Below are 12,966 nucleotides of genomic sequence, written 5' to 3'. Positions count from 1 at the left end.
ACCGCGACGGCGACGGTGCGCTAGCGGCACGCCAGCACTTCCGGGTTCAGCGCGCAGGGCGGCCTGCCGGCATCGGGGCCAGCGCCGAGCGCCGCGATCAGATTGTCGGCCGCCAGATTCGCCATCGCGCGCCGCGTCTTCTCCGAGGCGCTGGCGATATGCGGGGTCAGCACGACGTTGGGCACCTCGAGCAGCGCGGGATGCACCTTGGGCTCGCCTTCGAACACATCGAGACCGGCGGCGAAGATGCGCTTCTCGCGCAGCGCCTCGGCCAGCGCCGCGTCGTCGACAATGCCGCCGCGCGCGAGGTTGATCAGCGTCGCGGACCGCTTCATCTGCGCCAGTTCGGCCGCGCCGATCGCATGGTGGCTCTGCTCGCTGTACGGCAGCACCAGCATCAGATGGTCCGACTCGCGCAGCAGTTCGGCCTTGCTGACGTAGCGCGCGCCCAGCCCCTGTTCGATCTCGGCCGGCAGCTGGCTGCGGTTGTGATAGCGCACCGTCATGCCGAAGCCGGCGGCGCGGCGCGCCAGCGCCTGCCCGATGCGGCCCATGCCGAGGATGCCCAGCGTGCTGCCGTGCAGATCCATGCCGAGGAACATGTCGTAGGACCAGCGCTCCCATTTGCCGGCGCGCAAAAAGTGCTCGGACTCCGTGACGCGCCGGGCGGTCGCCATCAGCAGCGCCCAGCCGAAGTCGGCGGTGGTCTCGGTCAGCACGTCCGGCGTGTTGGTGGCGACGATGCCCGCCGCCGTCAGCGCCGGCAGGTCCAGATTGTTGTAGCCGACCGCCATGTTGCAGACCGCGCGCAGCTGCGGCAGCGCGCCGATCAAATCCGCGTCGATGCGATCGGCGGCATTGGAGAGCACGCCGGCCTTGCCGGCCAGGCGCGCCTTCAGCGCGGCGGCGTCGAGCGGCACGTCGGGCTGGTTGTGATCGACGTCGAAATACTGCGCGAGGCGTTCGATCACATCGGGGAAGATCGCCCGCGTGACCAGCACGGCGGGGCGCGAGGAAGCGGATTGCGGTTGCGGTTGCGGTTGCGAAGCCATCGTGTACCTCAGACGCGGAAGAACAGCAGGGTCATCACCCCGAACAGCGGCACCAGGATGCCGCAGGACCACAGCATATAACCGAAGAAGCTCGGCATGCGCACGCCGCGGTTCTCGGCGATCGCCTTGACCATCAGGTTCGGCGCATTGCCGATATAGGTGTTGGCGCCCATGAACACCGCGCCGGCCGAGATCGCCGCCAGCGTGGTGGCGTCGCGCGTCATCAGCGTGGCCGCGTCGCCGCCGGCGGTATTGAAGAACACCAGGTAGGTCGGCGCGTTGTCGAGGAACGACGACAGCAGGCCGGTGGCCCAGAAATACATGCCGTCGATCGGCTGGCCGTTGCTGTCGCTGACCGCGCGGATCACGCCGGCGAAGGCGCCGTCGGTGCCCGCCTTCAGCATCGCGATTACCGGGATGATCGTCAGGAAGATGCCGGCGAACAGCTTGCCGACTTCGAGAATCGGATCCCAGTTGAATTCGTTGCCGGCGCGCGCGCTGTGCGGCGTGATGGCCAGCGACACCAGCGCCACCACCACCAGCGCGACGTCGCGCACCAGCGCCTGCAGCGGCACCACCGTGCCCAGTACGTCGAATTCGATGCCCGGCTTCCACAGGCCGCTCATCAGCACCAGCGCCATCACCGCCAGCAGCAGCGCGAAATTGGCCTTGCCCTCGATGCGGATGCCCGGCGAATCCGGCGTCGGATCGAGCCGCGGCGGCAGCTCTTCTTCGCGATTGAGAAAGTAGTAACGATCGACGAAATAGAAGATCGCCAGCAGCGCGCCGCACAGGAACAGCGTCTCGGGGAAGATGTGCCGCGTGGTCCAGAAGAACTCGACCCCCTTCAGGAAGCCGAGGAACAGCGGCGGATCGCCCAGCGGCGTCAGCGAACCGCCCGCATTGGCGACCAGGAAGATGAAGAAGACCACGACGTGCGCGACATGGCGCCGGTTGTCGTTGGCGCGCAGCAGCGGCCGGATCAGCAGCATCGCCGCGCCCGTGGTACCCATCACGCTGGCCAGGCAGGTGCCGAGCGCCAGGATCCCGGTGTTCAGCTTCGGCGTGCCATGCAGATTGCCCTGCACGCAGATGCCGCCCGCGACGATATACAGCGCGCCGATCAGCACGATGAACGGAATGTACTCGGCCAGCAGCGCATGCACGACGTTGGCCGCCGCGGCATGCGTGCCGAAGGCCAGCGCGAACGGCACGAGGAACAGCAGGCCCCAGGCGGCCGCGACCTTGCCGAAGTGGTGATGCCAGAAGCGCGGCGCCAGCAGCGGGAACAGCGCGATCGACAGCAGGATGCCGGCGAACGGCAAGGCCCACAGCGGGCCCAGGGTGGCGCCGTCGAGCTCGGCGGCGCCGGCCAGGGCGGGGAACATCGCCAGCATGGCCGGCAGCGCCAGCCGGGGCGCGTTGATTACGCGCGGCGCGAAGGCGGACTGCATCGTGTTCGGTCTCCTGTCATTGGTCTTGTTCGAAACGGGATGCCCGCCTCCGTGCGAAGGCGGCGAGATGCAATGGGGTGCGAGGCCCGCAGCGGCGACGTCCCGCGTGCCGTGCCGCAGGCTCGCTCAGGCCTGTTCGACCAGCACCACGTGCACGCGATACGGGCCGTGCGCGCCAAGCACGATGGTCTGTTCGATATCGCCGGTACGGGATGGGCCGCTGATGATGTTGGTCGCGCGCGGCAGCTCGCCGCGCTCGGCGCGCACCAGCGCGAAGGCTTCCTCGAGGTCGGCGACGATGCGCCCGGCCGGCACCACCGCGATATGGGTCTCGGGCAGCAGCGCGCCAGAGGCGAAGGTCTCCGGTCCGGACAGCAGCATCAACGAACCGGTCTCGGCGATCGCGCAGAAGCACCCGGTGATGCCGACCAGGTCGCCATGCTCGCGGTCGGCCTGCGGATCGCGCAGCGGCGGCCGCGCTTCGACCGCGATGCCCTGTGCCTGCCAGTCGAGCGCACCGAGCGCCGGCCAGGCGACCGCGCGCGGCGGCAAGGCCAGCCCGCTCAGATAGTGCGCCACCGCCGCCGCCACGTCGGCCAGCGTGGCGACGCGCTCGACCGTCGAGGCCATCTTGCGCGCCTGCACGCTGAAGGCTTCGACCAGATCGCCGGCCACGCCGGGACGCGGCCCCTGCGGATGGCGCGCCAGATAGTCGGCCACCGCCTCGCGCTCGCCCCGGGTCGGTTGCGCCGGCCGCCCCTGGGCGGCGCGGATACGGGCGAAGATGCGGTCGCGAGCGGAATCGGTATTCATGGTTCGGACGATCGGAGTCGGGAGGCGGGAGCAGCGGGCATTATAAGTCCCCCTGCCCGCGCCCTTCGACGGAAAACGGCACCAAGATCAGGCTGGCTCAGGCGGTCTCCACGCCGAACACCTGGCGCAGATAGCCGAGGTAGGCCGGGTCGTCGCACATCGTCTTCTCCGGCGTGTCCGACAGCTTGGCGACCGGCTGCCCATTGCAGCGGACCATCTTGATGACGATCTGCAGCGGCGTGTAGCCCAGGTCGTTGGTCAGGTTGGTGCCGACACCGAACGCCAGCCGGCAGCGGCCGCCGAAGCGTTCGTACAGCTCGATCACGCGCGGGATATTGAGGTTGTCGCTGAAGATCAGCGTCTTGCTGCGCGGATCGACGCGGTTCCTGGTGTAGTGCGCCAGCATCCGTTCGCCCCAGGCCACCGGATCGCCGGAGTCGTGCCGCACGCCGTCGAACAGCTTGCAGAAGTACAGATCGAAGTCGTTCAGGAAGGCGTCGAAGCCGTAGGTGTCCGACAGCGCGATGCCGAGGTCGCCGCGATATTCGCGCGCCCAGGTCTCGAGCGCGAACACCTGCGAATCGCGCAGCCGCGGCCCCAGCGACTGGCAGGCCTGCAGATATTCGTGCGCCATCGTGCCGAGCGGCGTCAGGTTGTGCTGGCGGGCGAAATGCACGTTGCTGGTGCCGGCCAGCTGCGGTCCGAGCAGCTGCTGCATCGAGGCCAGCACCTCGCCCTGCCAGTCGCGCGAGAAGCGGCGGCGCGTGCCGTAGTCGGCGATCACGCAGTCGTCGCGGCCCGGCATGCGCAGCAGCGCCAGCTTGTCGACCAGGCGGCGCCGGCCCTCTTCCCAGTCGGGCTGCGGCTGCGTATGGCGGAAGTACACCTCGTTGACGATCGCCAGCAGCGGCACCTCGAACAGGATGGTATGGAGCCACGGGCCGCGGATCGTGATGTCGATCTCGCCGGGGTGCGTCGGCGACGGGCGGACCGACACGTACTTGGCGTTGAGCTGGAACAGCCCGAGGAAATCGACGAAATCGCTCTTGATGAAGCGAAAGCCGCGCAGGTATTCCAGTTCGTCCTCGGTGAAGCGCAACTGGCACAGCAGTTCGATCTGCGCGCGGATCTCGTCGGCGTACGGCGTCAAATCCACGCCGGCATTGCGGCATTTGAAGCGGTACTCGACCTGGGCCGCGGGGAAATGATGCAGCACCACCTGCATCATCGTGAATTTGTAGAGGTCGGTGTCGAGCAGAGACTGGATGATCATGGCGTAACCCGCACAAGTGTGCCGAATCAGGCCCACATGCTACCCCATCGCGCGACCTCGTCGTGCATGGGGCCAATACAAGACCGTTGCGGATCGCACCGGCAAACCAGCACCCGATGACCGTGCGCCAATGCCGAACAGGCTCGCATAAAGAAATAAGAAAACTATCTGATTCGGCTATATAGGGCCGCTGTGCGGGACGAACGGGTCGGCTACAATACCGATCTTTGAAAGGCCGCGGTCGACGCTCGTCCCCGCGCGTGCGGGCGTTGTACGGGCACCAGTACCGACACAAGCGGCCAAAAACAGTCTCCCATCGAAGCCGATCCGTTTTCCTGGAACCGAAATGACTCACGTTGTCACCGAATCCTGCATCCGTTGCCGCTATACCGACTGCGTTGACGTGTGTCCGGTCGATTGTTTCCGCGAGGGCCCGAACTTCCTCGCGATCGATCCGGACGAGTGCATCGACTGCGCGGTGTGCGTCGCCGAGTGTCCGGTCAACGCGATCTATGCCGAGGAAGACGTGCCAGGCGACCAGCAGCAGTTCATCGAACTGAACGCCGAACTGGCCCGCAGCTGGCCTTCGATCACCAAGACCAAGGCCCCGCTGCCCGAGGCCGAGGAATGGAAGGACGCCACCGGCAAGCTGCAATACCTGGAGCGCTGAGCCGACGCGCCAGCCGCACCCACCCGATAGCGACAAAGAGAAAGCCGTCCCCACGCGCTTTCCCGCAATGCCGGGCACAGACCGTGCCCCCAAACGTATCAGGACGCATATGGACTTGAGCATCCCCAACCCCGTCGCGGACACCACCAACCAGGTCGGCGGCAACGCTGGCGGTGGCCAGCCCCTCGAAATCGACGCGCTGATCGTCGGCGCCGGTCCGGTCGGCCTGTTCCAGGTCTTCGAACTCGGCCTGCTCGAGATCAAGGCGCACGTGATCGACTCGCTGAAGGTCGTCGGCGGCCAGTGCGTCGAGCTGTATCCGGACAAGCCGATCTATGACATCCCCGCGGTACCGATCTGCACCGGCCAGGAGCTGACCGACAACCTGCTCAAGCAGATCGAGCCGTTCGAGCCGACCTTCCACCTCGGCCAGGAAGTCTCGGTGGTCGAGCGCCAGGAGGACGGCCGCTTCTTCGTCGAGACCTCGCTCGGCACCCGCTTCCTGACCAAGACCATCTTCATCGCCGCCGGCGTCGGTTCGTTCCAGCCGCGCACGCTGAAGGTCGAGGGCCTGGACAAGTTCGACGGCAAGCAGCTGTTCTACCGCGTCAAGGATCCGAGCCGCTTCCATGGCCGCAATCTGGTGGTCGTCGGCGGCGGCGACTCGGCGCTGGACTGGACGCTGGATCTGGTCGGCAAGGCCGAGTCGGTGGTGCTGATCCACCGCCGCGACGGCTTCCGCGCCGCGCCCGCCTCGGTGGCGAAGATGAAGGAACTGTGCGAGCAGATGGAAATGCAGTTCATGGTCGGCCAGGTCACCGGCTATGAGGAAAAGGATGGCGTGCTGACCGAGATCAAGGTCACCGGCGGCGACGGCGTGACGCGCCGCATGCCGCTGGACGATCTGCTGGTGTTCTTCGGCCTGTCGCCGAAGCTCGGCCCGATCGCCGAATGGGGCCTGGACCTGGAGCGCAAGCAGATCAAGGTCGATACCGAGAAGTTCGAGACCAACATCCCGGGCATCTTCGCGGTCGGCGACATCAACACCTATCCGGGCAAGAAGAAACTGATCCTGTCGGGCTTCCACGAGGCCGCGCTGGCCGCCTTCGGCGCCGCGCCGTACATCTTCCCCGAGAAGAAGATCCACATGCAGTACACGACGACCTCGCCGAAGCTGCACAAGATCCTCGGCGTCGAATCGCCGGTGTTCGACTGAACGATTTCGCGATCGGATGACGAACCAGAAAACCGCCTTCGGGCGGTTTTTTGTTGCGCCCCGCAAATTCTTCTTGGCATTCGCGGCGTTCGCCGTCTATAATGCGCCCCTCGCCAACGCACATTCGCGGCACCGGATCGGCCCCACGGCTTCCGACCCAACGAATGGGCAGGCAAGCCGGACACTTCGGCGCAACGTTTGGCGGATGACGCAACGACAACAAAATGTCGAAACGTTGTTGACGAAGTAACGAGAAACTGGCTATAATCCTTTTCTCAGCTGTTCCCCGATAGCTCAGTCGGTAGAGCGACGGACTGTTAATCCGCAGGTCCCTGGTTCGAGCCCAGGTCGGGGAGCCAAAGAATAAAAGGCCCGCCATCCGAGATGGCGGGCCTTTTCACTGGTGCGCTGGCATCTTGCGTGACCGACGTCGTCGCGACTCGCACGCCCACCCTTCCGGTCCACTGCCCCGCCACGCTTGCGGGGTTTTGCCAACACCCAGCTCCGCGGGTATCGGCAGCGAGCGCAGGCTCGAGGCTGCCGAGGCTCACCGTTCCACCCCGCCGCAGCAGCGGCACCCCGAAGGACACGCTTTGACCAAGATCGTTTTGAAGCCGGGCGAACCGGTTGATGTCGCCATGCGGCGATTCCGCCGGGCCATTCTGCAAAATGGCCTGATCGTCGAACTGAAGAGCCGCACGGCCTACGAGAAGCCGACGACCGAGCGCAAGCGCAAGAAGAAGGCCGCCGAGTCGCGCCTGCGCAAGCGTCTGCGCATGCAGATGCTGCCGAAGAAGATGTACTGAGCCTCTTCGACTGCCGGGGAGTCCCGCGGGCGCGGCGCATCGCCCACCGCGTGACCCCCTGCCGCTCTTCCCTGCCTGGGAGCGCCCCCTCGTCCAGCCTTCTGGCCGACGACACCCGCTGCGCCACCCATCCCGCCAGCCGATATCGGGCACCTGCCCCGGCTGCTACATTACGTTCCTGTTGTCTCGCCTCAGGAACCGTTTCCGCATGTCTTCCCGCACGCCTTTCCGTCCGTCATCCAGTCTGACGATCGGTCGGTCGCCATGGCGCCTTGCGTTCTGGCTGTGCCTGTGCGCCGTGCTGACGCTGGCGCTGATGCCGCCGGCCGCGCCGATGCCGACCACCGGCTGGGACAAGAGCAATCATCTGCTGGCCTTTGCCACGCTTGGCGTGCTCGGATGGCGCGCCTATCCGTCGCGGCCCTGGCTCGTGCCGATCGGCTTGCTGGTCTATGGCGGACTGATCGAGTGGCTGCAGTCGATGACGCCCTATCGCTCCGCCGACGCGATCGACGTGCTGGCCGACGGGCTCGGCCTGGCGCTGGGCTGGCTGCTGCACGGGCTGGTGCGTTCGCTGATGCGCCGCCTGCGGGCCGGACCCACGGCCTAGCAGCCGCGACCCGTACCGCGACGGGCCAGACAGACGCAGGACCGCGCCGCTTGTGCTGCGGCGCGCCAAGGACCGATCGCAGGCGGATCGGCATAATGGCGGGATTGCGCCAGGCGCGCTTCACCGGAACGCTGCGTTGACTGCCATTCTCGAGTTGCGCCACGTGCGCAAGCAATACGGCGATACCGTCGTCGTCGACGATCTGAGCCTGCAGGTGCAGCGCGGCCAATGCTTCGGCCTGCTGGGCCCCAACGGCGCCGGCAAGACCACCACGCTGCGCCTGCTGCTGGGGCTGACCACGCCGGCCTCCGGCGAGCTGACGCTGTGCGGCGAACCGGTTCCCGCACGCGCGCCGCAGGCCCGCATGCGCGTCGGCGTGGTGCCGCAGTTCGACAATCTGGACCCGGACTTCACCGTGGTCGAGAACCTGCGCATCTTCGGCCGCTACTTCGGCCTGCCAGCCGCCGAGATCGAACGACGCGTGCCGATGCTGCTCGAATTCGCCCGCCTGGAAAACCGCGCCGACGCGCATGTGCGTGACCTGTCCGGGGGCATGCGCCGGCGCCTGACCGTGGCGCGTGCGCTGATCAACGATCCGGACCTGCTGGTGATGGACGAGCCGACCACCGGGCTCGATCCGCAGGCCCGCCATCTGATCTGGGACCGGCTCAAGTCGCTGCTGGCCGCCGGCAAGACCATCCTGCTGACCACGCATTTCATGGAGGAGGCCGAGCGGCTGTGCAACTATCTGTGCGTGATCGACGGCGGCCGCAAGATCGCCGAAGGCAAGCCGCACGAGCTGATCGACCGGCAGATCGGCTGCGACGTGGTCGAGGTCTATGGCGAGGAGCTGGACGCGCTGCGCGAGCGGCTGGCGCCGCTGGCCGAGCGCACCGAGAAGAGCGGCGAGACGCTGTTCTGCTACGTGCGCGAGCCCGAGCCGCTGCTGGCCGCGCTGCACGGCAATGGCGGTATCCGCTATCTGCATCGTCCGGCCAATCTGGAGGATGTGTTCCTGAAGCTGACCGGCCGCGAGATGCGGGATTGATCGCCATCGACCAACCCGCCCGCGACGCACCGAACCATCGAGAGAAACCATGAGCGAACGAGACCCGGACCCGGGCAACGACGGCAAGCTGGCCACCGCGGCGGCCCCGGCCGGCGGCGCGACCGTTGCCGCGCGGCGCTATCCGCAGCCGCTGTGGCCGCTGAACCTGCGCAACTGGACCATGGTCTGGTACCGCAACTACCGCGTCTGGCGCAAGCTGGCGATCCCGTCGATGATCGGCAACCTGGCCGATCCGATGATCTATCTGTTCGGCCTCGGGCTGGGGCTGGGAGTGCTGGTCGGCCGCGTCGACGGCGTCTCTTACATCGCCTTCCTGGCCGCCGGCACCACCGCCTCCAGCGTGATGATGTCGGCCAGCTTCGAGTCGATGTATTCGGCCTTCTCCCGCATGCATGTGCAGCGCACCTGGGAGGCCATCATGCACGCGCCGCTGACGCTCGGCGACGTGGTGCTCGGCGAGGTGCTGTGGGCCGCCAGCAAGGCGGTGCTGTCCGGCGTGGCGATCATGCTGGTGGCCAGCGCGCTCGGCTATGCGCAGATGCCGAACGCGCTGCTGGCGCTGCCGGTGATCGCGCTGGCGGGCATCGCCTTCGCCAGCCTCGCGATGATCGTCACCGCGCTGGCGCCCAGCTACGACTTCTTCATGTTCTACCAGACGCTGGTGATGACGCCGATGCTGCTGCTGTCGGGCGTGTTCTTCCCGCTGGAACAGCTGCCGCCCGGCGTGCAGTCCGCCACGCAGGCGCTGCCGCTGGCGCACGCGGTGGCGCTGATCCGGCCGCTGATGCTGGACCGCCCGGTCGAGCAAGCGGGACTGCATCTGGCCGTGCTGGCCGCGTATGCGGCGGTGGCGCTGGTCGTGGCGCTGATGCTGCTGCGCCGGCGGATGCTGCGCTGAGGCGGGACACCTTCGGCGTCGTTCCCGCGCAGGCGGGAACCTAGCGTCGTGGATAGCCACTGGGCCCCCGCCTGCGCGGGGACGACGGACTGGCTGAAAGCAAAAAGCCGGCCCCGGGGCCGGCTTTTGTTCTTGCTGGCCCAGCGAGCCGGGATCAGTCGCGCAGCCCGCGCAGCAGATCCGCCTTCAGGTCCTCGACCGACTCCAGCCCCACCGCCATGCGGATCAGGCCCTCGCCGATGCCGGCCGCGGCCTTGGCCTCGGGGCTGACGCGCGCGTGCGTGGTGGTGTACGGATGGGTCACCGTGGTGCGCGTGTCGCCCAGGTTGCCGGTGATCGAGCACAGCCGCGTGCTGTCGATCACGCGCCAGGCATTGGCGCGCTGCTGTTCCGGCGTCGCGCCCTTCAGTTCGAACGACACGATCGCACCGCCGCCGCTCTGCTGCCGCATCGCGATCTCGTGCTGCGGGTGCGACTTCAGCGCGGGGTGATAGACCCGCGCCACCGCCGGATGCGATTCGAGGAACTGGGCCAGCGCCAGCGCACTGGCCGAATGGCGCTCCATGCGGATCGCCAGCGTCTCCATGCCCTTGAGCATGACCCAGGCGTTGAAGGCCGACAGCGTCGGGCCGGCGGTCCGCACGAAGGGGAACACCTTGCCCATGATGAAATCCTGCTTGCCCAGCACCGCACCGCCGAGCACGCGGCCCTGGCCATCGATATGCTTGGTCGCCGAATGCACGACGATGTCGGCGCCCAAGCGCAGCGGCTGCTGCAGCGCCGGCGAGCAGAAGCAGTTGTCGACCACCAGCAGCGCGCCGGCATCGTGCGCGATCTCGGCCACCGCCGCGATGTCGGACACCTCGGTCAGCGGATTCGACGGCGTCTCGAGGAAGAACAGCCTGGTATTGGGCCTGACCGCCGCGCGCCAGCCGGCCAGATCGGTGCCGTCGACGAAGGTGGTCTCGACGCCGAACTTCGAGAAGATGTTCGAGAACAGCGTCATCGTCGAGCCGAAGATCGCGCGCGAGCTGACCAGATGGTCGCCGGCCTGCATCGACGACAGCACCACCGACAGGATCGCGCTCATGCCCGAGGCGGTCGCCATGCAGGCCTCCGCGCCTTCGAGCGCGGCCAGCCGCTGCTGGAACATGCTGACGGTCGGATTGGTGAAGCGCGAGTACGTATAGCCCTGTTCCGAGTTGGCAAAGCGCTCCGCGGCCTCGGCGGCGCTGCCGAAGCAGAAGCTCGACGTCAGGTACATCGCTTCCGAATGCTCCATGAACTCGCTGCGCAGCGTGCCGGCGCGCACGCCGAGCGTATCAATGCCGAGGGAGTCGAGGTCGAGCGGTTCGTTCATGGTCGGGAATTCGTGGGTAGTGATGGACTGGCTCCCCTCTCCCGCTCGCGGGAGAGGTGTTCGGGGAGAGGGCAAACAGCGCTCGCCATGCCAACGTCCTTGCCATGACGAACGCCCTGCCCTCTCCCCCGCCCCTCTCCCGCCAGTGGGAGAGGGGAGAAAGTGGGCGCCTGGGAAGACAGCCGTGAAACCTTACTCGTTGCCGCCCGAGCGCTGCAGATGCAGCTGCGAACGCTCGGTGTCGCCGCCGCCCTCGCGGTCGGCTTCGCTGCGCGCGGTCTCGAGGCGGTCCAGATAGGCCTCGTCGATATCGCCGGTGATGTACTTGCCGTCGAAGCACGAGGCCTCGAAGTCCTTCAGCGCGGGGTTGATGTCGCGCACCGCCTGCTTCATCGCCTCGACGTCCTGATAGACCAGCTGGTCGGCGCCGATGATGCGGCAGATCTCGTCATGGCTGCGGCCATGCGCGACCAGTTCGCTGCGGGTCGGCATGTCGATGCCGTAGACGTTCGGGAATTTCACCGGCGGCGCCGCGGACGCGAAGATCACCTTGTTGGCGCCCGCATCGCGCGCCATCTGCACGATCTCGAACGAGGTGGTGCCGCGCACGATCGAGTCGTCGACGATCAGCACGTTCTTGCCCTTGAACTCGACGCCCATCGCGTTGAGCTTCTGGCGCACCGACTTCTTGCGCACCGCCTGGCCCGGCATGATGAACGTGCGGCCGACATAGCGGTTCTTGAAGAAGCCCTCGCGATAGTTCAGGCCCAGCTTGTTGGCAACCTGCATCGCCGCCGGCCGGCTCGAATCGGGAATCGGCATCACCACGTCGATATCGCCGGCGCTGACCTCGCTGCGGATCTTCTCGGCCAGGTAGTCGCCCATGCGCAGCCGCGCATCGTAGACCGGCACGCCGTCGATGCACGAATCCGGCCGAGCCAGGTAGACGTATTCGAAGATGCAGGAGTTCAGCAGCGGATTGTCGGCGCACTGCCTGGTGTAGAGCTTGCCGTCCAGATCGATGAAGATCGCCTCGCCCGGCGCCACGTCACGCTCGAGCTTGTAGCCGATGCCCTCGAGCGCCACCGACTCCGACGCGACCATCCATTCCTTGCCGTGGGGCGTCTCGACGCTGCCCAGGCACAGCGGACGGATGCCGAACGGATCGCGCACCGCCAGCATGCCGTAGCCGGCGATCTGCGCGGCGATCGCATACGAGCCGCGCACGCGGCGGTGCATGCCGGCCACCGCGGCGAAGATGATCTCGGGATCGAGCGAAGTGCCGTTGCTGGCGCGCTGCAGCTCGTCGGCCAGCACGTTCAGCAGCACCTCGGTATCCGAATGCGTATTGATGTGGCGGCGATCGCGCCGGAACATCTCCTCGCGCAGCTGCTGCCAGTTGGTCAGGTTGCCGTTATGCGCGAGGATGATGCCGTACGGCGCATTGACGTAGAACGGCTGGGCCTCTTCCTCGCTGGAGGCCGAGCCTGCGGTCGGGTAGCGCACCTGGCCGATGCCCGCCGCGCCCGGCAGGCCGCGCATATTGCGCGTGCGGAACACGTCGCGCACCAGGCCGTTGGCCTTGTGCATGTGGAAAGTGCTGCCGTTGGCGGTCGCGATGCCCGCGGCGTCCTGACCGCGGTGCTGCAACAGCAGCAGACTGTCGTAAATCAACTGATTGACGGGCGTGGCAGACACCACACCGACGATACCGCACATGCCAAGCTCCCAGGAAAGGCTTTGAT

12 protein-coding genes and 1 tRNA gene are annotated in these 12,966 nt (G+C 67.0%); 7 read left to right on the top strand and 6 right to left on the bottom strand.

Annotation, left to right across the window (positions count from 1 at the left end; translation table 11 throughout):
* Positions 1–20 precede the first annotated feature (20 nt).
* The 4 genes from M1D55_RS14460 to pncB form a co-directional block, all read right to left on the bottom strand.
* Positions 21–1,052, bottom strand: a complete 1,032-nt coding sequence (locus M1D55_RS14460; RefSeq protein ID WP_456282452.1) for a 2-hydroxyacid dehydrogenase — start codon at positions 1,050–1,052, stop codon at positions 21–23.
* A gap of 8 nt (positions 1,053–1,060) precedes the next feature.
* The gene (locus tag M1D55_RS14455; RefSeq protein ID WP_456282451.1) at positions 1,061–2,506 is read right to left on the bottom strand and encodes a sodium:proton antiporter; all 1,446 of its coding nucleotides are present in this window, start codon (positions 2,504–2,506) and stop codon (positions 1,061–1,063) included.
* 126 nt (positions 2,507–2,632) lie between these two features.
* Positions 2,633–3,319, bottom strand: a complete 687-nt coding sequence (locus M1D55_RS14450) for a LutC/YkgG family protein (RefSeq protein WP_456282450.1) — start codon at positions 3,317–3,319, stop codon at positions 2,633–2,635.
* A gap of 97 nt (positions 3,320–3,416) precedes the next feature.
* Positions 3,417–4,592 carry a nicotinate phosphoribosyltransferase gene (pncB, locus tag M1D55_RS14445; RefSeq protein WP_006578044.1) on the bottom strand — a complete coding sequence of 392 codons (1,176 nt, stop codon included), beginning with the start codon at positions 4,590–4,592 and terminating at the stop codon, positions 3,417–3,419.
* 346 nt (positions 4,593–4,938) lie between these two features.
* On the opposite strand from pncB, the gene fdxA reads away from it, so the two are divergent.
* The 7 genes from fdxA to M1D55_RS14410 all read left to right on the top strand — a co-directional run bounded on the left by fdxA (position 4,939) and on the right by M1D55_RS14410 (position 9,861).
* Positions 4,939–5,262 (top strand): ferredoxin FdxA, encoded by a 324-nt coding sequence (gene fdxA / locus M1D55_RS14440; RefSeq protein WP_006578043.1) that lies wholly within the window; start codon positions 4,939–4,941, stop codon positions 5,260–5,262.
* Positions 5,263–5,371: 109 nt separating this feature from the next.
* Positions 5,372–6,478, top strand: a complete 1,107-nt coding sequence (locus tag M1D55_RS14435; protein ID WP_006578042.1) for an NAD(P)/FAD-dependent oxidoreductase — start codon at positions 5,372–5,374, stop codon at positions 6,476–6,478.
* A gap of 283 nt (positions 6,479–6,761) precedes the next feature.
* Positions 6,762–6,837 (top strand) — tRNA-Asn (locus tag M1D55_RS14430).
* A 234-nt stretch (positions 6,838–7,071) separates the two neighbouring features.
* Complete coding sequence (gene rpsU, locus M1D55_RS14425; protein WP_006578041.1) at positions 7,072–7,284, top strand: 30S ribosomal protein S21; 213 nt, start codon at positions 7,072–7,074, stop codon at positions 7,282–7,284.
* Positions 7,285–7,492: 208 nt separating this feature from the next.
* Positions 7,493–7,894, top strand: coding sequence for a VanZ family protein (locus M1D55_RS14420; RefSeq protein WP_232205881.1), 402 nt, complete (start codon positions 7,493–7,495; stop codon positions 7,892–7,894).
* A 136-nt stretch (positions 7,895–8,030) separates the two neighbouring features.
* Positions 8,031–8,942, top strand: coding sequence for a nodulation factor ABC transporter ATP-binding protein NodI (gene nodI / locus M1D55_RS14415; RefSeq protein ID WP_006578039.1), 912 nt, complete (start codon positions 8,031–8,033; stop codon positions 8,940–8,942).
* A 49-nt stretch (positions 8,943–8,991) separates the two neighbouring features.
* Positions 8,992–9,861, top strand: a complete 870-nt coding sequence (locus M1D55_RS14410) for an ABC transporter permease (RefSeq protein WP_456282449.1) — start codon at positions 8,992–8,994, stop codon at positions 9,859–9,861.
* Positions 9,862–10,015: 154 nt separating this feature from the next.
* Here the strand turns inward: M1D55_RS14410 and M1D55_RS14405 are convergent, their stop codons facing one another.
* A complete protein-coding gene (locus M1D55_RS14405; RefSeq protein WP_064575946.1) occupies positions 10,016–11,221 on the bottom strand; it encodes an O-succinylhomoserine sulfhydrylase in 1,206 nt (401 codons plus the stop codon).
* A 192-nt stretch (positions 11,222–11,413) separates the two neighbouring features.
* Positions 11,414–12,940 (bottom strand): amidophosphoribosyltransferase, encoded by a 1,527-nt coding sequence (purF, locus tag M1D55_RS14400; protein WP_023264524.1) that lies wholly within the window; start codon positions 12,938–12,940, stop codon positions 11,414–11,416.
* Positions 12,941–12,966 lie beyond the last annotated feature (26 nt).

It is taken from the genome of Cupriavidus sp. JZ107 (assembly GCF_053903255.1).
This window is presented reverse-complemented; position numbering and strand designations above follow the sequence as displayed.